This is a genomic window from Kitasatospora sp. NPDC127060, assembly GCF_042724935.1.
Lineage (GTDB): Bacteria > Actinomycetota > Actinomycetes > Streptomycetales > Streptomycetaceae > Kitasatospora.
In genome coordinates this window covers 45,274-65,604 of the sequence record NZ_JBHXEG010000004.1, presented here as the reverse complement: position 1 = coordinate 65,604, position 20,331 = coordinate 45,274, and the positions used below count along the sequence as shown (strand labels likewise).

Here is a 20,331-nt window from a genome sequence, read left to right as displayed (position 1 = left end):
GTTGGCCACGGTGCCGAGCACGACAGTGCCGGCCACAGCGACCGCCGCCGGGCGGTCCGGCGACTGCGAGGGGGAGGGTTGATGACCGGGCGAGCCGATGCCGCGCGCCCGGCCGCCGTCGTGGTCGGCGGCGGCCTGGCCGGAATCACCACCGCACTGCGACTGGCCGAGGCGGGCCATGACGTCACCCTCGCCGAGGGGCGCCCCCGGCTCGGCGGCCTGGCGTTCTCCTTCCAGCGCGGCGAGCTGACCGTCGACAACGGCCAGCACGTCTTCCTGCGCTGCTGCACCGCCTACCGCGGCCTGCTGGAGCGCCTCGGCGCCGCCCGGATGACCCACCTCCAGGACCGCCTGGACGTCCCGGTGCTCTCCGTCAGCGGCCCCGCCGAGGCCCCGGTGCGCACCCTCGGCCGGCTGCGCCGGGCCGGCCTGCCCGTCCCGCTGCACCTGGCCGGCAGCCTCGCCCGTTACCCGCACCTGTCCCCGGGCGACCGGGCCCGGGTGGTCCGCGGGGCGCTCGCCCTGAAGGGCCTGGACCTCGCCGACCCGGCGCTGGACGGGCTCTCCTTCGGCGAGTGGCTGCGCCGCAACGGGCAGAACGCCGCCACCACGGCCGCACTCTGGGACCTGGTCGGCGTCGCCACCCTGAACGCTCCGGCCGACCAGGTCTCGCTGGCGCTGGCCGCGATGGTGTTCAAGACCGGGCTGCTCTCGGACCCGGGGGCCTCCGACATCGGCATCGCCGCCGTCCCGCTGGGCGTGATCCACCACGACCGGGCGCTCGCCGAGCTGGAACGCGTCGGCGTGCGGGTGCTGCTTCGCTCCCGGGTCGCGGAGCTCAAGCCGGCCACCCCCCAGCACGCCGTCCGGCTGGAGGGCGGGGAACTGCTCACCGCCGACACCGTCGTGTTGGCCGGCGCCCAGGACACCGCGGCCGCCCTGCTGCCGCCGGGCGCCGTCCCCCACCGCCTGGCGGACCTCGGCACCACGCCGATCCTCAACGTGCACGTGGTCTACGACCGCAAGGTGCTGCGCCGGCCGTTCTTCGCCGCGCTCGGCAGCCCGGTCCAGTGGGTGTTCGACCGCACCACCCACTCCGGCCTGGTCGGCACCCCGATCGGCCGTGCCCACCCCGGCGCCCAGTACCTGGCGCTCTCGCAGTCCGCCGTCCAGGACGAGATCGACCTGCCGGTCGCCGAACTGCGCGACCGCTACCTGCCCGAGCTGGCCCGGCTGCTCCCGGCCGCCGCCGACGCCGAGGTGCTGGACTTCTTCGTCACCCGGGAGCGCACCGCCACCTTCGACGGTGCCCCCGGCAGTGCCGCACTGCGCCCGCCGGCCGCCACCGGCGTCCCCGGGGTGCTGCTGGCCGGCGCGTGGACCGCCACCGGCTGGCCCGCGACCATGGAGGGCGCCGTGCGCAGCGGTCACGCCGCCGCCGACGCGGTGCTCGCCGCGGCCGGCGCCCGGGTGCCCGTGGACCGGGCCGACGGGCGGTGGCCGAGGTGACGGCGGGCCCCGTCGCCGGGGAGCCCGCCAGAGCCGACGGGCGTACCGTCGGCCCCAGCGGTCGTAGCGACACCGTTCGCTCTGGCACCACCCGCACTGGCACCACTCGCACTGGCACCACCCGCACTGGCACCACCCGCACTGGCACCACTCGCACTGGCACCAGCCGCACCGACAGCAGCCGACCGCCCCGTGCGGTCCGGCACCACGAGGGAGAGGGAACGCACGTGGAGTCACGCACCGGCTTCGCCGTCGGAGGCACGGCGCACGCCGAACCGGTCTCGGTGCCGGAGCTGCTCGCTCGCAGCCGTACGCTCTGCACTCCGCCGCTCCGGGCCACCATCGCCCGTCTGGCCGCACCGATGGACACGGTCGCGGCGTACCACTTCGGCTGGATCGACCGGGACGGCACCCCGGTGGAGGGCGACGGCGGCAAGGCCGTACGGCCCGCGCTGGCCCTGCTGTCCGCCCAGGCCGCCGGTGCGGCGGCCGAGGTCGGGGTGCCCGGCGGGGTTGCGGTTGAACTGGTGCACAACTTCTCCCTCCTTCATGATGATCTGATGGACGGTGACGAGACTCGCCGGCACCGGGCCACCGCCTGGACGGTCTTCGGACCGGCCCAGGCGATCCTGGTCGGCGACGCTCTGGCGACGCTCGGCACGGAGGTGCTGCTCGACGCCGCGGTGACCGGCGGCGCGAGCCCCGCCGACGCCGCGCGGGCCGTCCGGTTGCTCACCACCGCGACCCGCCGCCTGATCGACGGCCAGGCGATGGACGTCGCCTTCGAACAGCGCGACAGCGTCACCGTCGCCGAATGCCTGGAGATGGAGGGCGGCAAGACGGCGGCCCTGCTGGCCGCCGCCTCGGCGATCGGCGCCGTCCTGGCCGGGGCCGACGACAAGGTCTCCGACGCGCTCCAGCGCTACGGCCACCACCTGGGCCTGGCCTTCCAGGCGGTGGACGACCTGCTGGGCATCTGGGGCGCGACCGAGGTCACCGGCAAGCCGCACTGGGGCGACCTGCGCCAGCGCAAGAAGTCCCTGCCGGTCGCCGCCGCCCTCGCCGAGGGCGGGGCCGCCTCGCGCCGGCTGGCCGAGCAGCTCGCCGACCCGAAGGACCGGGGCGAGGAGAGCGAGCCCGAGCTGGCCGCCCGGGCCGCGCTGATCGAGGAGGCCGGCGGCAGGACCTGGACCCAGGAGGAGGCCCGCCGCCAGCACACGACTGCCCTCGCCGCCCTGGACGAGGTGCCCATGTCCGACGGGGTGCGCGAGCACTTCGTCGCACTCGCCGAATTCGTGGTGGTACGAGAGAGGTGACGTTACGTTGACAGCAACCGCGGACGGCCGGCTCGACCCTGAGTACGATCCCGAGCCGGTCGCGGTGGGCGACCGCCCCCCGGCCCTGCTGGGCGCGGGGCGGTGGCAGCCCGAGGACACCGACCGGCCACGGCCGGCCGGTGAGGCGGACCGGCAGCCCGGCGACGCGCGCGAGGCCCTGGCGCGTGCCACCACCCACCTGCTCTCGCTGCAGTCGTCCGAGGGCTGGTGGAAGGGCGACCTCGAGACCAACGTCACCATGGACGCCGAGGACTTACTGCTCCGCCAGTTCCTGGGCATCAGGACGGAGGAGCTGACCCGGGCCACCGCCGAGTGGATCCGCTCCAAGCAGCGGGAGGACGGCACCTGGGCCACCTTCCACGGCGGGCCGGCCGAGCTGTCCACCACCGTCGAGGCGTACGTCGCCCTCAAGCTCGCGGGCGACGACCCCGACGCCCCCCACATGCTGGCCGCCGCGCGCTACGTCCGCTCCGCCGGGGGCATCGCGGCCGCCCGGGTGTTCACCCGGATCTGGCTCGCGCTCTTCGGCTGGTGGCCCTGGGAGCGGTTGCCCGAGATGCCACCCGAGATCATCTTCCTGCCCAAGTGGCTGCCGCTGAACATCTACGCCTTCGGCTGCTGGGCCCGCCAGACCATCGTCCCGCTGACCATCGTCTCGGCCCACCGCCCGGTCCGGCGGGCCCCCTTCGCGCTCACCGAGCTGCACACCGACCCGGACCACCCGTACCCCGACCGGCCGCTCGCCCCCGTCACCAGCTGGGACGGCATGTTCGAGCGTCTGGACAAGGTGCTGCACGCCTACCACCGCCGGGCCTTCCGGCCGCTGCGCCGACTCGCCGTCGCCCAGGCCTGCCGCTGGATCGTCGAGCGGCAGGAGGCCGACGGCTGCTGGGGCGGCATCCAGCCGCCGGCCGTCTACTCGTTGATCGCCCTGCACCTGGAGGGCTACGAGCTGGAGCACCCGGTGATGAAGGCCGGGCTCTCCTCCTTCGACCGCTTCACCGTGCACACCGAGGACGGCATGCGCTGGATGGAGGCCTGCCAGTCCCCGGTCTGGGACACCTGTCTGGCCACCATCGCGCTGGTCGACGCCGGCCTGCCGGCCGACCACCCGGCGCTGGTCTCCGCCGTCGACTGGATGCTCGGCGAGGAGATCCGCAAGCAGGGCGACTGGTCCGTCCAGCGGCCCGGGCTCCCGGCCGGCGGCTGGGCCTTCGAGTTCGAGAACGACACCTACCCCGACATCGACGACACCGCCGAGGTGGTGCTGGCGCTGCGCCGGGTCGCCCACCCGGACCCGGCCAAGGTCGACGCCGCGGTGGACCGGGGCGTGCTGTGGAACCTCGGCATGCAGTCCAAGAACGGAGCCTGGGGCGCCTTCGACGTCGACAACACCAGCCTGCTGCCGAACAAGCTGCCGTTCTGCGACTTCGGCGAGGTGGTCGACCCGCCCTCCGCGGACGTCACCGCCCACGTGGTGGAGATGCTCGCCGAGACCGGCCGGGCCCGCGACCCGCGCACCCGGCGAGGCATCGAGTGGCTGCTGCGCAACCAGGAGGCGGACGGCTCCTGGTTCGGCCGCTGGGGCACCAACTACATCTACGGCACCGGCTCGGTGCTGCCCGCCCTGGTCGCGGCCGGCGTCCCGGACGAGCACCCGGCGATCCGCCGGGCCGTGCGATGGCTGGAGGACCGGCAGAACGCCGACGGCGGGTGGGGCGAGGACATGCGCTCCTACGACGACCCGGCGCGCTGGGCCGGTCGCGGCGACTCCACCGCCTCGCAGACCGCGTGGGCGCTGATGGCGCTGCTCGCGGCAGGCGAGGGCCCGGAGGGCCGGGCCAACCCGGCGGCGGAGCGCGGGGTGGAGTGGCTGGTGCGCACCCAGCTGCCGGAAGGCACCTGGGACGAGCCGCAGTTCACCGGCACCGGCTTCCCGTGGGACTTCTCCATCAACTACCACCTGTACCGGCTGGTTTTCCCGGTCACCGCGCTCGGCCGCTACCTCAACGGCAGCCCCGGCATGGTGAAGCCCGGCGGCACCCCGGCGATCGGGGCCTCACGGTGACCACCGCCCCGCTGCTGGTGCTCTGCGCGCTGGGTCCCGAGGTGTGGGCCCTGCGCGGCGGGGACTGGCGCGGCGCGGCGGGCGGGCCACCGGTGCTGCTCCGCACCGGGGTCGGCCGGCGGCGCGCCGGGACGGCCGTGCGGCGGCTGCTCGGCTCCGCGCCGGGCGGCTACGGCGCGGTCGTGGTGGCCGGCTTCGGCGCCGCCGTCGGGCCGGGCGTCGCGCCGGGCGACGTGGTGGCCGCGGACGGCGTGCGCGACGCCGAGGGCCACCTCTACCCGGTCGACTCCGGGCCGGAGCTGGCCCGGGCGCTCAAGGCGCGGGGCCTGACCGCGCACACCGGGGTGCACCACACCGCCGACCACGTGGTGCGCGGCATCGAGCGGCGCGCCCTGCACCTCCAGGGAGCGCTCGCCGTCGACATGGAGGCCGCCGCCGTCCTGGCCGCGCTGCGGGAGGTGCGCCCGGTGCTGCCCGTCGCCGTACTGCGGGTGGTGGTGGACACCCCCGAGCACGAACTGCTGCGGCCGGGCACGTTGCCGGCCGGGGTGCGCGCCTGGCGGACCCTGCGGGCGACGGTACCCGCCCTGGTCGACTGGTACCGGCAGGAGCCGGGCCCGCGCCCCGGCTCCGCAGACCTGAACCACCCCACATCCTCGACGCTCCCCCAGGAGGCGAGCTAGCCATGGCCATGCCGTTGCGCCAGACCGTGCGGGTCGGCACCTACCTGATGCAGCAGAAGCTGCTCAAGCGACGGGACAAGTTCCCGCTGATCGTCGAACTGGAACCGCTGTTCGCCTGCAACCTCGCCTGCGAGGGCTGCGGCAAGATCCAGCACCCGGCCGGCGTCCTCAAGCAGCGGATGCCCGTCGCCCAGGCGGTCGGCGCGGTCCTGGAGTCGGGTGCCCCGATGGTCTCGATCGCCGGCGGCGAGCCGCTGATGCACCCGCAGATCGACGAGATCGTCCGGCAGCTGGTGGAACGCCGCAAGTACGTCTTCCTCTGCACCAACGCGTTGCTGATGCGCAAGAAGATGGACAAGTTCAAGCCCTCGCCGTACTTCACCTTCGCGGTGCACATCGACGGCCTGCGCGAACGGCACGACGAGTCGGTGGCCAAGGAGGGCACCTTCGACGAGGCGGTGGCGGCGATCAAGGAGGCCAAGCGGCGCGGCTTCCGGGTCACCACCAACAGCACCTTCTTCAACACCGACACCGCGCAGACCGTCATCGACGTGCTGGACTTCCTCAACGACGAGCTGAAGGTCGACGAGATGATGATCTCCCCCGCCTACGCCTACGAGAAGGCCCCCGACCAGGAGCACTTCCTCGGCGTCGAACAGACCCGGGAGCTCTTCCGCAAAGCCTTCGCCGGCGGCAACCGCAAGCGCTGGCGCCTCAACCACAGCCCGCTCTTCCTGGACTTCCTGGAGGGCAAGGCCGACTTCGAGTGCACCCCCTGGGGCATCCCCAACTACTCGCTGTTCGGCTGGCAGCGGCCCTGCTACCTGATGGCCGACGGCTACGTGCCGACCTACCGGGAGCTGGTCGAGAAGACCGACTGGAGCAAGTACGGGCGCGGCAAGGACCCACGCTGCGAGAACTGCATGGCCCACTGCGGCTACGAGCCGACCGCCGTCCTCGCCACCATGGGCTCGCTCCAGCAGTCGCTGCGCGCCATCACCGAGACCGTCAGCTCCAACCGCGGGCGCTGAGCCCGGGCCGGGCACCGCCCGTCCCGAAGCCGTCCCGCCCAGAGCTCCCGACCGGCCCGGGCCGTCGTGCCCGGGCCGGCCCCGCCCCGCCGGGCGGAGGCACCACCGCACCACATCCGAGTCGTGAGGTGTACCCATGTCACTGCTCTCCCGCGTCACGTCCCCGGCCGAGCTGCGCAAGCTCCCGGCCGCCGAACTGCCGCAGCTCGCCGACGAGATCCGCGGCTTCCTGATCGACGCCGTCACCCGCACCGGCGGCCACCTCGGGCCCAACCTCGGCGTGGTGGAGCTCACCATCGCGCTGCACCGGGTCTTCGACTCGCCGTACGACCGGATCGTCTTCGACACCGGCCACCAGAGCTACGTCCACAAGCTGCTCACCGGCCGGCAGGACTTCTCCAAGCTGCGGATGAAGGGCGGGCTGTCCGGCTACCCCTCGCGGGCCGAGTCCGAGCACGATCTGGTCGAGAACTCGCACGCCTCCACCGCGCTCTCGTACGCCGACGGGCTCGCCAAGGCCGCCCAGCTGCTCGGCCAGCACGACCGGCACACCGTCGCGGTGATCGGCGACGGCGCGCTCACCGGCGGGCTCGCCTGGGAGGCGCTCAACAACATCGCCGAGGCCCGTGAACGGCCGCTGGTCATCGTCGTCAACGACAACGAGCGCTCCTACGCCAGGACCGTCGGCGGCCTCGCCAACCACCTGGCCACCCTACGCACCACCCAGGGCTACGAGCGCTTCCTCGCGCTCGGCAAGGAGGCGCTGCAGCGCACCCCACTGGTCGGGCAGCCGATCTTCGACGCGCTGCACGGCGCCAAGAAGGGCTTCAAGGACGCCTTCGCGCCGCAGGGCATGTTCGAGGACCTCGGGCTCAAGTACCTCGGGCCGATCGACGGCCACGACCTGGGCGCGGTCGAACAGGCGCTGCGGCAGGCCCGGAACTTCGGCGGCCCGGTCATCGTGCACTGCCTGACCGTCAAGGGGCGTGGCTACCGGCCCGCCGAGCAGGACGAGGCGGACCGCTTCCACGCCGTCAACCCGATCGACCCGTACACCTGCCTGCCGATCTCGCCCAGCGCCGGAGTCTCCTGGACCTCGGTGTTCGGCGAGGAACTGCTCGCGCTCGGGGCCGAGCGGCCCGACCTGGTGGCGATCACCGCGGCGATGCTCCAGCCGGTCGGACTGGCGGCCTTCGCCAAGGCCTACCCGGACCGGACCTTCGACGTCGGGATCGCCGAGCAGCACGCCGTCACCAGCGCGGCGGGTCTGGCCACCGGCGGGCTGCACCCCGTGGTGGCGGTGTACGCGACCTTCCTGAACCGGGCCTTCGACCAGGTGCTGATGGACGTCGCCCTGCACCGGCTGGGCGTCACCTTCGTGCTCGACCGCTCCGGGGTGACCGGCTCGGACGGAGCCTCGCACAACGGCATGTGGGACCTGTCGATCCTGCAGGTCGTCCCGGGGCTGCGGCTCGCCGCGCCGCGCGACGCCGAGCAACTGCGGGCCCAACTGCGCGAGGCCGCCGAGGTCGAGGACGCGCCGACCGTCATCCGCTTCCCCAAGGGCAACGTCGGGCCGGTGATCAAGGCGGTCGAGCGGATCGGCGGGACGGACGTGCTGCTGCGCACCGGACCAGCCCCGGAGATCCTGCTGGTCGCCGTCGGCGCCACCGCCTCCGCCTGCCTGGACGCCGCCCGGCTGCTGCTCGCCGAGGGCTTCACCGCGACCGTGGTCGACCCGCGCTGGGTCAAGCCGGTCGATCCGGCGCTGGCCGACCTCGCCGCCGCCCACCGGCTGGCGGTCACCGTCGAGGACAACGGCCGTACCGGGGGCGTCGGTTCGGCCGTCGCCCAGGCGCTGCGCGACGCCGACGTGGACGTCCCGGTCCGGGTGCTCGGCCTGCCGCAGGAGTTCCTCGGCCATGCCGCCCGCGGCGAGATCCTGGAGGAGGCCGGCCTGACCGGCACCGGGGTCGCGGCCCAGGCCGCCGTCTTCGCCAAGAACCTGCTACCGACCCGAGGAGCGAACCCGCGCCATGCCGGCTGACCCAGACCGCCCAGCCTTCGACCTCGCCGCCCTCCTCGCCGAACGCGGCGGTGAGCGTTACGAGTTGCACAGCCGCTACCTCAACCCGCAGCTGCCGCGGATGCTCCACACCATCGGCTTCGACAAGTACTACGAGCGCGCGGAGGGCCAGTACTTCTACGACGCCGAGGGCAACGAGTACCTCGACATGCTGGCCGGCTTCGGCATCTTCGCGCTCGGCCGGCACCACCCGGCGGTGCGCTCGGCGGTCCAGCAGGTGATGGACCTCGACCTGCCGGACCTGGTCCGTTTCGACTGCTCGCCGCTGCCCGGACTGCTGGCCGAGCGGCTGCTGTCGTACGCGCCCGGGCTGGACCGGGTGTTCTTCGGCAACAGCGGCACCGAGGCGGTGGAGACCGCGCTGAAGTTCGCCCGGTACGCCACCGGCCGCAAGCGCGTCCTCTACGCCGACCACGCCTTCCACGGGTTGACCACCGGCTCGCTGTCGGTCAACGGGGAGGGCGGCTTCCGCAAGGGCTTCGACCCGCTGCTGCCGGACACCGCCATCCCGCTGGGCGACATCGGGGCGCTGGCCAAGGAGCTGAAGCGCGGGGACGTCGCGGCGCTGATCGTCGAGCCGATCCAGGGCAAGGGCGTCCAGGCACCGCCGCCGGGCTGGCTGCGGGCCGCCCAGGCGCTGCTGCACGAGCACAAGGCGCTGCTGATCTGCGACGAGGTGCAGACCGGGATCGGCCGCACCGGCGAGTTCTTCGCCTACCAGCACGAGGAGGGCGTGCTGCCCGACCTGGTGTGCGCGGCCAAGGCGCTTTCCGGCGGGTACGTGCCGATCGGGGCGACGCTCGGCAAGAGCTGGATCTTCGAGAAGGTGTACTCCTCGATGGACCGGGTGCTGGTCCACTCGGCCAGCTTCGGGTCCAACGCCCAGGCGATGGCGGCCGGGCTGGCGACCCTGGAGGTGATGCGCGAGGAGAAGGTGGTCGAGAACGCCCGGCAGGTCGGCGACCGGTTCCGGGAGCGGCTGGCGGCGCTGATCGACCGGTACGAGCTGCTCGCCGAGGTGCGCGGCCGCGGGCTGATGATCGGCATCGAGTTCGGCCGGCCCAAGTCGCTGAAGCTGCGCACCGGTTGGACGGCCCTGCAGGCGGCGCGAAAGGGGCTGTTCGCGCAGATGGTGGTCGTCCCGCTGCTGCAGCGGCACCGGATCCTGACCCAGGTGTCCGGGGATCACCTGGAGGTGATCAAGCTGATCCCGCCGCTGATCATCACCGATCAGGACGTGGACCGGTTCGTCGACGCGTTCACGGAGATCATGGACGAGGCGCACCGGGGGAACGGCCTGATGTGGGACTTCGGGCGGACGCTGGTGAAGCAGGCGGTGGGCAACCGCTGACGCTGCGCGGAGTGGGAAGTCGGACGGGCCGACTTCCCACTCCGTGGGAGACACCGCGTCAGAGCTCGGTCCGGCGGCGCCGGACGACCACCACGAGATCGACGACGGCGAACAGGGTGAGCAACCCGAGGGCGATCGCGAAGCCGGTGAGGGTGCCCCGGCTGGGCGCGCCGTCCACCGGGGAGGCGGCTGCCCACAGTGCGAAGCCCGCCGTCCCCAGCGCGAACAGCGGGGTGAAGGTCAGCGAGAGCAGGTAGCGGAGCTTGAGGTCGCTGCGGGCGGTGGCCGGCTCGGTGCCGCTGCGCCACCGTCGCCGAGGGGTCGTGGTGCGCATGCTCGTTCACCTCCGGGCCGCGCGGGTGGGGGCTACGATTCCAGCGTACGTCCGAGGGGGAGAGCCGGGGAGGCACGATGACGGGGTCGGACGCCGGGGGCGCGGGCACCGCGGGGGAGGATGCCGAGGGCTACGCGGGCCTGCGGGTCGAGCGCGCCCGGGAGCTCGCCCGGCGGCACGGCTGGGCCTCGGTCCGGGTGCTGGAGCCGGGGCAGCTGATGACCATGGAGTACCGGGAGGGGCGGCTGAACCTCACGGTGCGGAACGGGGTGGTCGAGCGGAGCTGGGAGGGGTAGGCCTCGGCTGCGCGGTGCCCTCGGTGCTCGCGGTGTGCTGGGCGGCTTGGGCGCCCCGGGCGCCCCGGGGGCTCTGGGTGCTCTGGGTGCGCTCAGCGGGATCAACGGGAGCAGCGGGCTCAGCGCGCTCAGCGTGCGAATCGTCGGTGGAGCCGCTGCTCGGCGACGGCGATCAGCGGTTCCAGCAGGGGCAGTGAGAGCAGGACCAGCAGTCCGGCGGCCCAGCCGGCCAGTACGTCGGAGACCCAGTGGGTGCCCAGGTAGACCGTGGTCAGGCCGATCGAGCAGGCGGTGGCGGCGGCGACCACGGTGCCGGTGCGCCGCCAGCGGACCGCGAGGTAGGCGAGCACGCCCCAGGTGACCACGGCGTTGGCGGTGTGGCCGGAGGGGAAGATGGTCCCGCCGGAGAACAGCTCGGGCGAGCCGACGTACTGGGCGTAGTGCGGGCCGAGCCGGCCGGTGATGATCTTGACCGCGCCGACCGTGACGTTGAGCAGCAGCAGCGCGACGCCCATCACCAGCAGCGGGCGCAGCCGGCCGAGGCGGTGGGCGCGCCAGAGGAGCCAGGCGAAGGCGGCGATGGCGCTGGGGCCCCGCTGCCCGGCGACCACCCAGGTGTTGAGCAGTGGCTCCAGGCTGGGCCACCGGTCGTAGGGGCGCAGCAGGCGGACCGACCAGTCGAGGTCGACCAGGTCGGTGTTGAGCAGGACGCCGGCCAGCACCAGGAGGTAGGCGGCGAGGGTGGCGGCGAACAGGGCGGCCCGGCGGCGGCTCATCGGGGGCCAGCCCGGTCCGCCGGGGTCGGTCGCGCCGGACGCATGTCTGGTCGGGCCGGGGGTGAGGTCGGTCGAGCCGGAGGCGTGCCCGGTCGGGCCGGTGACGAGGTCGGGAGCACGGTCGCGGTCTGGCACCCGACGGTCGGCGCTGCGGCGTTCCGGCCCCTGGCGCGGAATGCGAGCGGCGGTACTTCTGGATTGCACGGGGTGACCATACCCATCCGGCCGAGGCTATTCCGGAGGGAATTGTCATTTTCCCGGGAAATCGACAATTGGGTCGGCGTCGGGTGGCCCGGGGAGTGATTTCCAGTATTCCAGGATCGAATGCCAGTGTGGTCTTCGAATGATTCTTCAAAAGCCCCGGTAAAGAAAGCGGAGTGGGAGGCCGGTTCGCCCGGCTTCCCACTCCGTGGTAACCCTGTGTAGGTTCCGTGCTCAGTCGAGGGGGCCGCCCGCGACGTAGATCACCTGGCCGGACACGAAGCCGGCTCCCTCGCCGGCCAGGAAGGCGATGGTGTTGGCGACGTCCTCGGGCTCGCCGACCCGCTGGACCGGGATCTGGGAGGCCGCAGCCCGCTTGAAGTCCTCGAAGTCCATGCCGACCCGGGCCGCGGTGGCCGCTGTCATGTCCGTAGCGATGAAGCCGGGGGCCACCGCGTTGGCGGTGATGCCGAACTTGCCCAGCTCGATGGCCAAAGTCTTGGTGAAGCCCTGCAGACCGGCCTTGGCGGCCGAGTAGTTGGCCTGGCCGCGGTTGCCCTGGGCGGATGAGGAGGACAGGTTGACGATGCGGCCGAAACCAGCGTCGACCATGTGCTTCTGCACCGCGCGGGTCATCAGGAAGGCTCCGCGCAGGTGCACGTTCATGACCGTGTCCCAGTCGGACTCGGACATCTTGAAGAGCAGGTTGTCGCGGAGTACGCCCGCGTTGTTGACCAGCACGACCGGGGCGCCCAACTCGGCGACCACGCGGTCGACGGCGGCCTGGACCTGCTCGGCGTCCGAGACGTCGGCGCCGACGGCCAGCGCCCGCCCGCCGGCGGCGGTGATCCGGTCGACGGTGTCCTTGCCGGCGGCCTCGTCCAGGTCCAGGACGGCCACCGCGTAGCCGTCGGCGGCCAGTCGGACGGCGGTGGCGGCGCCGAGGCCGCGGGCGGCGCCGGTGACGACGGCGACCCGGGGGGCGGTGCTCTGCTCGGTCATGCTCGCTCTCGTCTCTCTCGGGGGTGCCTCCGGGGGAGTGCCCCCGGAGAGGGTGCCCATACCCTACCGGCGAGTAGGGGAGGCGACCAGGGTGGAGACGCGCAGGTGACGGTCGGTAAGGACCGACCGGTCGGCTTTCTGCTGAGAACGGGTTACTGCACGAGCGTGGCAGCGCGTAAATATGCCAATGTTGCCGAACCTGCGTCTACTATCCGCCCCTGCCTGCCAGCAAGGGCCCGCCGTTTGTATAGTGTCCGCCAGCAGCCACCGGCTGCACGGCTGGAGCGCCCTCCCTCATAGCTGGACGCCCACTCGCCGTTACTGCCCCACCCGGGTGTCCCACACACACCGGGTGTGACATCGGGACGGATACATGGTGCTGGGGGAGATCCCGACAACCCGCGTGTCCGCGCGACTGCAGCAGTCGCCCGGACACCTCATTCGCGTTGCACAGCAGGTTCACACCCGGCTGTGGTCGGAGCACGTCGGAGCCGATCTCACGGCTCCGCAGTTCGCTGTCCTGCTGGTGCTCGCCCTCGAACCGGGCGCGGACCAGCGGACCGTCGGCGAGCGTGCCTCGCTCGACAAGGCCACGATGGCGGAGATGGTCGCGCGGCTGGTCCGCCGCGGCCTCGTGCTGCGAAGGCGTGACCCGGCCGACGGTCGGCGCAAGCTGCTCGCCCTCTCGCAGAGCGGCGCCCAGGCGGTCCGCGAGGCCACCGGTGGTGTGGTCCGCGTCCAGCGGGTGCTGTTCGAGCCGCTCACGCCGGACGAGCAGGTCGAGATCGTCCGGGTGATGGCCAAGATAGCCAGGCTGGAGCCCGCGGCGGTCGCCGTCTTCACCGACGCCCGGCCGATACTGGACGCCCAGCGGGCGATCGGTTACCTGATCAGGGTCGGCCAGCAGGTGCACACCAAGCTCTGGTCCGAGCATGTCGGTGCGGAGCTGACGGCTCCGCAGTACGCCGTGCTGGACGCGCTGGAGCTGGAGCCGGGCGCGGACCAGCGCACGGTCGGCGAGCTGGCTTCGCTGGACAAGGCCACGATGGCCGAGATGGTCAGCCGACTGGTGCGCCGCGGTCTGGTGCAGCGCCGGCGCGACCCCTCGGACGGGCGGCGCAACCTGCTCTCGCTGTCGCCGGCGGGTCAGGACCTGCTGCACCGCTCGGCCGCCGGGGTGGCCGAAGTCCAGCGGCTGCTGCTCGCGCCGCTGGCGGAGGAGGAGCACGAGATGGCGCTCGCGCTCATCGCCAAGGCGGGCAGGCTCTAGCCCAAGCTTTGGTAACAACAGCCAAAACGATTCACCAAAGTTCCTGGCGCTCGCGGCCGTCGGCATCGGCCGATCGTTGACGTCGGTGAATCCGGTCACACCGAAGTGCCGCTCGTCCCTGCGGGGAACGAGCGGTACTTCGATATGACCGACAATCAGGAATGTCGTTGTCGGGGGCGCCGGGCCTGATCGGCCGGCGCCCCCACGGCGTCCGTCAGTTCCAGTCGAACCCCTGCGGGTCCGGCCCGATCCGCTTGCCGGTGGCGACACCGGCGATCGCCGCCATGTCCTCGGCGTCCAGCTCGAAGCCGGTGACGTCGAGGTTCTCCCGGATGCGCGACGGGGTGACCGACTTCGGGATGGCGATCACGCCGCTCTGCAGGTGCCAGCGGAGCACCACCTGGGCGACCGTGCGGCCGTGCTTCTCGGCGACCTTCGCCAGCGCCGGCTCGGCGAGCAGCTCCCCGCCCTGGCCCAGCGGGCTCCAGGCCTCGGTGGCGATGCCGTGCTCGGCGTGGAAGGCGCGCAGCTCCTCCTGCGGGAAGTACGGGTGCAGCTCGACCTGGTTCAGCACCGGGACGACCGAGGCCTCGTCCAGCAGGCGGGTCAGCTGCTCGGTGCCGAAGTTGGAGACGCCGATCGACTTGACCCGGCCGCCCTCCTTCAGCTGCTCCAGGGCCTTCCAGACGTTCAGGAAGGTGCCGTGCATCGGGCGCGGCCAGTGGATCAGGTACAGGTCGAGGTAGTCGAGGCCGAGCTTCTCCAGCGAGGCGTCGAACTCGCGCAGCACCGCGTCGCGGCCCTGCTCGCCGGACCAGTCGCGGGTGCCGGAGTTCCACAGTTTGGTGGTGACGTAGAGGTCCTCGCGGGCGAGGCCGCCCTCCAGTGCCTCGGTGATGGCCGCGCCGGTGCCGGCCTCGTTCTCGTAGATCGCCGCGGTGTCGATCGAGCGGTAGCCCGCTTCGATCGCCGTGCGCACGGCGGGGGTGGCCTGGGCGTCCTCGACCTGCCAAACGCCGAAGCCGAGCTGGGGGATCTTCGCGCCGTCGTTCAGGGTGACGCTGGGGATGTTGCTCACGGGGAAGGGGTGCCTTCCTGGTCGTCCGTTGGTTCCAGAGGGGGCAACTGGCGCCCCGGCACGATTGTTCCCGCCGTTCGGGCGAATCTTTGGCGAAGCTTTACGACGGCGTGGCGTGCGCCGGAGCCGTACCGCGGGGCCGTGCGCGGGGGTGACCGCGGGGTGGCGGGAGCGGGGCGGCGGAAAACCTGTTGCGCGGGTCACACCGGGCTTGGCAGGCTCGCAGACATGACCTCCTGAGACCCGGGTCCTTCGTACCCATCCCCCGCCCGTCCGGCGCCCCCACCGGACGCGTCGACGTCGCAGTGCCGGTGCGCCGCACGTCCTGTGCCCCTTCCAGCGCGTGAGCGGGGCGGCCCCTCCGTACGGCCCGCGCGAGTTGATGCGCGGCCGGCTCCGGTGACTCCGCGCCTTCCGCACGTCCTGCACACCTTGCACATCCCGCTCCTCCCGCTCCTCCCGCACCCTTCGCATCGGAGTGTCATGCCGCTCACCCCCCTGCCGCTGGCCGACCCCGGCAGTCCCGACCTCTCCTCACCCCTGGCCTTCCTGCGCTGGCTGCAGCGCGCCCAGCGGCGCGGTCAGATCCGTGCCACCTGCTGGGCGCTGGTCGAGATGGGCGCCCAGGCCGCGCTGCCGATACCGCTCGGGCACGGCGTTCAGGCCGCCGTCGACGGCGACGCCGGCGGGATCTGGCGGGCCGGCGCGCTCGCTCTGCTGCTGTCCGCCACCGCGTCGGTCGGCACCGTGCTGCTGCACCGGCAGGCGGTCTGGAACTGGATCCACGCGGCCTGCCACGTAAGGCAGTTGGTGGCCGGGCAGGCCTCGCGCCTCGGCGCCGGGCTGTCCCGGCGGATCGCCACCGGCGAGGTGGTCGCGGTCGGTAGCGGGGACGTCGAACGGATCGGCTGGTACGTCGAACTGGTGGCCCGGGTGCGGGCCGCGGTGATCGTCTGGCTGGCCGTCAGCGCGGTGGTGCTGGTGGTCGAGCCGGTGCTCGGGATCGGGGTGCTGCTCGGCGTCCCGGTGCTGGCCGCCTCGGTCTGGCCGCTGATCCGTCCGTTCGAGCGGCGCTACGAGAAACAGCGCGAACTCGGCGGCAAGGCCACCGAACTGGCCGCCGACACCGTCGCCGGGCTGCGGGTGCTGCGCGGGATCGGCGGCGAGGAACTGTTCCTGGAGCGGTACCGGGCGGCCTCCCAGAAGGTCCGCTCGGCGGCGGTGCGCTCGGCCCGGCTGTGGTCCCTGATGCAGGCCCAACAGGTGCTGCTGCCAGGCCTGTTCGTGGTCGGGGTGACGTGGTACGGCGCCCGGCTGGCGGCCTCCGGGGAGCTCGGCGTGGGCACCCTGATCGCGGTGTACGGCGCGACGGCCTTCCTGGCCGCGCCGCTGCGGATCCTGGGCGAGGCCGCGCACGCCTGGAGCGTCGCCCGGGTCTCCGCCGGACGGGCCGTGCGGGTGCTCTCGCTCACCCGGACCAGCGGCACGGCCGAGGGCACGCTGACCCGGCCGGGCCGGTCCGACCTGCACGACCCGGCCACCGGACTGACCGCCCGGGCAGGTGAACTGACCGCGGTGGTCTGCGGGGACCCGGACGTCGCCGGGGCGCTCGCCGAGCGGCTCGGCGGCCACGTCCCGTCGGCCGAGGGCGAGTCGGAACTGCCCTCCGTCCGGCTCGGCGGCACCGAACTGGACACCGTGCCGCTGGCCGAGGCCAGGGCGGCGGTGCTGGTCCACGACAAGGAGCCGGTGCTGCTCTCCGGCACGCTGGCCGAGCTGCTGGACATCCCGTCCTCCGGTCGGGTCCCGGTGGCCGAGGCGCTCGCCGCGGCCCGCTCCGAGGACGTGCTGGAGGCACTGGTGGACGGCTCGCCCGAGTGCGCGGGCGACCCGATGCTCGCCCGGATCACCGAACGCGGGCGCTCGCTCTCCGGCGGGCAGCGCCAGCGGCTCGCCCTGGCCCGCGCGCTGCTGGCCGACCCGCCCGTGCTGGTGCTGGACGAGCCCACCAGCGCGGTGGACGCCCACACCGAGTCCCGGATCGCCACCGGCTTGCGGAACACCCGGGCGGGGCGCACCACCGTGGTGTTCGCGACCAGCCCGCTACTGCTGGACCAGGCGGACCGGGTTGTGCTGCTGCGCGAGGGCCGGGCGGTGGCGGCCGGTCGACACCGCGACCTGATGCGCACCGAGCCGGCCTACCGGGCCGTGGTCACCCGGGACGAGGAGGCCGCGCAGGTGGAGGAGGCCGCGCAGGTATGAGCGCCGCCGTCGACCCTGGCGTCGACTCCGCCGTCGAGCCCGCCGTCAACCGTCCGACCCCGTACGTGAGGAGCACGTCATGAAGCCCCCCGTCCATCAGGAGCAGGGGCCGGCCACCACCCTGCCGGTCGGCTCCCCGGCCGCCGTGCGGCGGTACCTGGGGGTGTTGGCGCGGCGCCACCGGGGCGGGTTCGCCGCGGTGGTCTCGCTGCACTCGATGGCCACCCTGGCCGGGCTGGTCGGGCCCTGGGTGCTCGGCAGCCTGGTCGAGTCGCTGGCCACCGGCACGGCCGGGGCCACCATCGCGGTGGCGGTCGGCTGGTACCTGCTGGCGCTGGCGGTGCAGTCCGCCTTCACCGGCTGGTCCCGGATGCGCGGCGCGGTACTCGGCGAGCGCGTGCTGGCCGACCTGCGGGAGGACTTCCTGGTCCGCTCGGTGGCGCTGCCGACCGGGGTGCTGGAGCGGGCCGGCACCGGGGACCTGGTATCCCGGGGGACCACCGACATCGACCGGCTGGACAAGTCGGTGCGCGAGGCCGTTCCCGAACTCGCCGTCGCGGTGGTGTCGTTGCTGCTGGTGCTAAGCGCCCTGCTGGTCACCTCGCCGCTGCTCGCGCTGACCTCGCTGGTCGGGCTGCCGCTGCTGCTGGTCAGCTCCCGCTGGTACTTCCGGCGCGCGCCGCAGTCCTACCGCAACGAGTCGGCCGGGTACGCGGCGGTCAGCAACGTGCTGGCCGAGACGGTGGACGCCGGACGGACGGTCGAGGCGCTGCGGCTGGGGGAGCAGAGGGTCAGGCTGACGGACCGCAAGCTGGGCGAGTGGCTGGCCTGGGAGCGCTACACCCTGTGGCTGCGTTCGGTCTGGTTCCCGACCATCGACGCGGTCTACACCTCGGCGGTGCTGGCCACCCTGGTGGTCGGCGGGCTGTTCACCCTCAAGGGCTGGCTCACCGTCGGGCAGTTGACCACCGGCGTGCTGTACGCCCAGATGCTGACCGGCCCGGTGGACCTGATCCTGCGCTGGTACGACGAGCTGCAGATCGGACAGGCCTCGTTGGCCAGGCTGGTCGGCGTGCACGAGGTGCCGGAGCACGAGGGCGACGAGTCGGCCCGTCCGGACGGTCGCCGGGTCGAGGCCCGGGACGTCCGCTTCGGCTACCGGGAGGGCGCGGACGTGCTGCACGGGATCAGCCTGGACGTCGCCCCGGGCAGCCGGGTCGCGCTGGTCGGGCCGTCCGGGGCGGGCAAGTCCACGCTCGGGCGGCTGCTGGCCGGGATCTACGCGCCCGGGCGCGGCAGCGTCACCCTCGGCGGGGCGGCGCTGTCCCGGATGCCGGCCGAGCGGGTGCGGTCCGAGGTCGCCCTGGTCAACCAGGAGCACCACGTGTTCGTCGGCACGCTGCGGGACAACCTGCGCCTGGCCGCGCCCGAGGCGGACGACACCGAACTGCGGGCCGCGCTGGACGCGGTGGACGCCGGGGACTGGGTGGACGCCCTCCCGGAGGGGCTGGACACCGAGGTCGGCTCCGGCGGCACCTCGTTGACCCCGCCGCAGGCCCAGCAACTCGCCCTGGCCCGACTGGTGCTGGCCGACCCGCACACCCTGGTGCTCGACGAGGCCACCTCGCTGCTGGACCCGCGGGCCGCCCGGCACCTGGAGCGCTCGCTGTCCCGGGTGCTGGAGGGCCGGACGGTCATCGCCATCGCCCACCGACTGCACACCGCGCACGACGCGGACGTGATCGCGGTGGTCGAGGGCGGGCGGATCAGCGAGTACGGCAGCCACCCGGAGCTGGTCGCGGCCGGCGGCCCGTACGCGGCGCTCTGGCGGTCCTGGCGGGACGAACGCTAGAGCCTTTCCCGCGGATCCCGCCGGGCCGGCGCTCCGGTGGGTGCGGCAGTGTAACGGGGGTTCGAAACCCGTACGGGGTCGGATTGCCCCGTGCGGGTTACTCCTTTGCCCGGAAGGGCGCGTAGCCGGGCAAATCGTCACCCAGGCCAGCAGACTGCTCCGGTGACCAAGATTTCAGACGGCTCATCCCGGCCCCAGCGCGGCGAGATCGGCGGGATCCCCACGAGGTACATCGGGATCGGCGTCATCGTCATCCTCGCGGTGTGGTTCCTGTTCGCCAACCTCGACAAGGTCAAGATCCAGTTCTGGGTGTTCACCGTGACCGCGCCGCTCTGGATCGCGCTGCTGGCGACGCTGGTCGCCGGCGGCGTACTGGGCTGGCTGCTGAAGGGGCGGCGCGGCCGGTGACCACCACCCCCGAACCGGCTCCGGGCGGGTCCTCCGCCTTCACGCCGCTGATCGAGCTGCGCGGGGTCAACAAGCACTTCGGTGAGCTGCACGTGCTGCAGGACATCGAGCTGACGGTCGGCCGCGGTGAGGTCGTCGTGGTGATCGGACCGTCCGGCTCCGGCAAGTCCACCCTCTGCCGGGCGATCAACCGGCTGGAGCCGATCGAGCACGGCACCATCCTGATCGACGGCCAGCCGCTGCCCGAGGAGGGCAAGGGGCTGGCCAAGCTGCGCGCCGAGGTCGGCATGGTATTCCAGTCCTTCAACCTCTTCGCGCACAAGACCGTGCTGCAGAACGTCTCGCTCGCCCAGACCAAGGTCCGGGGCCGCGCGAAGTCTGAGGCCGACGCCAAGTCCCGCGCGCTGCTGGAGCGGGTCGGACTGGCCGCGCAGGCCGAGAAGTACCCGGCCCAGCTCTCCGGCGGCCAGCAGCAGCGGGTCGCGATCGCCCGCGCGCTGGCGATGGACCCCAAGGCACTGCTGTTCGACGAGCCGACCTCCGCGCTCGACCCCGAGATGATCAACGAGGTGCTGGACGTGATGCGCCAGCTCGCGAGTGAGGGCATGACGATGGTCGTGGTCACCCACGAGATGGGCTTCGCCCGGGCCTCGGCGAACCGGGTGGTGTTCATGGCCGACGGCCGGATCGTCGAGGACCGCGCCCCGGAGGCGTTCTTCAGCGCCCCCGAGAGCGAGCGCGCCCGGGACTTCCTGTCCAAGATCCTGAAGCACTGAGGACGGCGCAG

The 20,331-nt window shown here is 73.0% G+C and carries 17 protein-coding genes; 13 read left to right on the top strand and 4 right to left on the bottom strand.

The window, feature by feature from the left end; genetic code table 11:
* Nucleotides 1-81 precede the first annotated feature (81 nt).
* From hpnE to ACFWIS_RS04200, 7 genes are all read left to right on the top strand, one after another.
* Entirely contained in the window at nt 82-1,509 is a 1,428-nt protein-coding gene (gene hpnE, locus ACFWIS_RS04230) for a hydroxysqualene dehydroxylase HpnE (protein ID WP_380453246.1), read from the top strand.
* A gap of 227 nt (nt 1,510-1,736) precedes the next feature.
* Nucleotides 1,737-2,825, top strand: a complete 1,089-nt coding sequence (locus ACFWIS_RS04225) for a polyprenyl synthetase family protein (RefSeq protein ID WP_380453244.1) — start codon at nt 1,737-1,739, stop codon at nt 2,823-2,825.
* A gap of 7 nt (nt 2,826-2,832) precedes the next feature.
* The gene (gene shc, locus ACFWIS_RS04220; RefSeq protein WP_380453242.1) at nt 2,833-4,914 is read left to right on the top strand and encodes a squalene--hopene cyclase; all 2,082 of its coding nucleotides are present in this window, start codon (nt 2,833-2,835) and stop codon (nt 4,912-4,914) included.
* Nucleotides 4,911-5,597, top strand: a complete 687-nt coding sequence (locus ACFWIS_RS04215) for a 1-hydroxy-2-methyl-2-butenyl 4-diphosphate reductase (RefSeq protein WP_380453240.1) — start codon at nt 4,911-4,913, stop codon at nt 5,595-5,597. The genes shc and ACFWIS_RS04215 overlap by 4 nt, the downstream gene beginning before the upstream one ends.
* A 2-nt stretch (nt 5,598-5,599) precedes the next feature.
* A complete protein-coding gene (gene hpnH, locus ACFWIS_RS04210) occupies nt 5,600-6,628 on the top strand; it encodes an adenosyl-hopene transferase HpnH (RefSeq protein WP_380453238.1) in 1,029 nt (342 codons plus the stop codon).
* A gap of 136 nt (nt 6,629-6,764) precedes the next feature.
* On the top strand, nt 6,765-8,675 hold the full coding sequence (gene dxs / locus ACFWIS_RS04205; protein ID WP_380453237.1) for a 1-deoxy-D-xylulose-5-phosphate synthase: 1,911 nt from the start codon (nt 6,765-6,767) through the stop codon (nt 8,673-8,675).
* On the top strand, nt 8,665-10,065 hold the full coding sequence (locus tag ACFWIS_RS04200; protein ID WP_380453235.1) for an aspartate aminotransferase family protein: 1,401 nt from the start codon (nt 8,665-8,667) through the stop codon (nt 10,063-10,065). Before dxs ends, ACFWIS_RS04200 begins: the two co-directional genes overlap by 11 nt.
* A 58-nt stretch (nt 10,066-10,123) precedes the next feature.
* On the opposite strand, the gene ACFWIS_RS04195 is transcribed toward ACFWIS_RS04200, so the two are convergent.
* A complete protein-coding gene (locus ACFWIS_RS04195; protein WP_380453234.1) occupies nt 10,124-10,399 on the bottom strand; it encodes a DUF6343 family protein in 276 nt (91 codons plus the stop codon).
* Between the two features lie 77 nt (nt 10,400-10,476).
* Between ACFWIS_RS04195 and ACFWIS_RS04190 the strand changes: the two genes are divergently transcribed.
* Nucleotides 10,477-10,695, top strand: coding sequence for an I78 family peptidase inhibitor (locus ACFWIS_RS04190; protein WP_380453232.1), 219 nt, complete (start codon nt 10,477-10,479; stop codon nt 10,693-10,695).
* Nucleotides 10,696-10,823: 128 nt separating this feature from the next.
* Here the strand turns inward: ACFWIS_RS04190 and ACFWIS_RS04185 are convergent, their stop codons facing one another.
* On the bottom strand, nt 10,824-11,675 hold the full coding sequence (locus ACFWIS_RS04185; RefSeq protein ID WP_380453230.1) for a phosphatase PAP2 family protein: 852 nt from the start codon (nt 11,673-11,675) through the stop codon (nt 10,824-10,826).
* 231 nt (nt 11,676-11,906) lie between these two features.
* Nucleotides 11,907-12,674, bottom strand: coding sequence for a 3-oxoacyl-ACP reductase FabG (fabG, locus tag ACFWIS_RS04180; protein WP_380453228.1), 768 nt, complete (start codon nt 12,672-12,674; stop codon nt 11,907-11,909).
* Nucleotides 12,675-13,077: 403 nt separating this feature from the next.
* Here fabG and ACFWIS_RS04175 point away from each other — a divergent pair, with 403 nt between their 5' ends.
* Nucleotides 13,078-13,944, top strand: coding sequence for a MarR family winged helix-turn-helix transcriptional regulator (locus ACFWIS_RS04175; RefSeq protein WP_380453226.1), 867 nt, complete (start codon nt 13,078-13,080; stop codon nt 13,942-13,944).
* Between the two features lie 214 nt (nt 13,945-14,158).
* On the opposite strand, the gene ACFWIS_RS04170 is transcribed toward ACFWIS_RS04175, so the two are convergent.
* Entirely contained in the window at nt 14,159-15,022 is an 864-nt protein-coding gene (locus tag ACFWIS_RS04170) for an aldo/keto reductase (protein WP_380453224.1), read from the bottom strand.
* Between the two features lie 483 nt (nt 15,023-15,505).
* On the opposite strand from ACFWIS_RS04170, the gene ACFWIS_RS04165 reads away from it, so the two are divergent.
* The 4 genes from ACFWIS_RS04165 (at nt 15,506) to ACFWIS_RS04150 (ending at nt 20,320) form a co-directional block, all read left to right on the top strand.
* Nucleotides 15,506-17,284, top strand: a complete 1,779-nt coding sequence (locus ACFWIS_RS04165; RefSeq protein WP_380453222.1) for an ABC transporter transmembrane domain-containing protein — start codon at nt 15,506-15,508, stop codon at nt 17,282-17,284.
* 79 nt (nt 17,285-17,363) lie between these two features.
* Nucleotides 17,364-19,136, top strand: coding sequence for an ABC transporter ATP-binding protein (locus tag ACFWIS_RS04160; protein ID WP_380453221.1), 1,773 nt, complete (start codon nt 17,364-17,366; stop codon nt 19,134-19,136).
* Nucleotides 19,137-19,298: 162 nt separating this feature from the next.
* Nucleotides 19,299-19,544, top strand: a complete 246-nt coding sequence (locus ACFWIS_RS04155; RefSeq protein WP_380453219.1) for a lipopolysaccharide assembly protein LapA domain-containing protein — start codon at nt 19,299-19,301, stop codon at nt 19,542-19,544.
* A gap of 47 nt (nt 19,545-19,591) precedes the next feature.
* Nucleotides 19,592-20,320, top strand: coding sequence for an amino acid ABC transporter ATP-binding protein (locus ACFWIS_RS04150; protein ID WP_380453308.1), 729 nt, complete (start codon nt 19,592-19,594; stop codon nt 20,318-20,320).
* Nucleotides 20,321-20,331 lie beyond the last annotated feature (11 nt).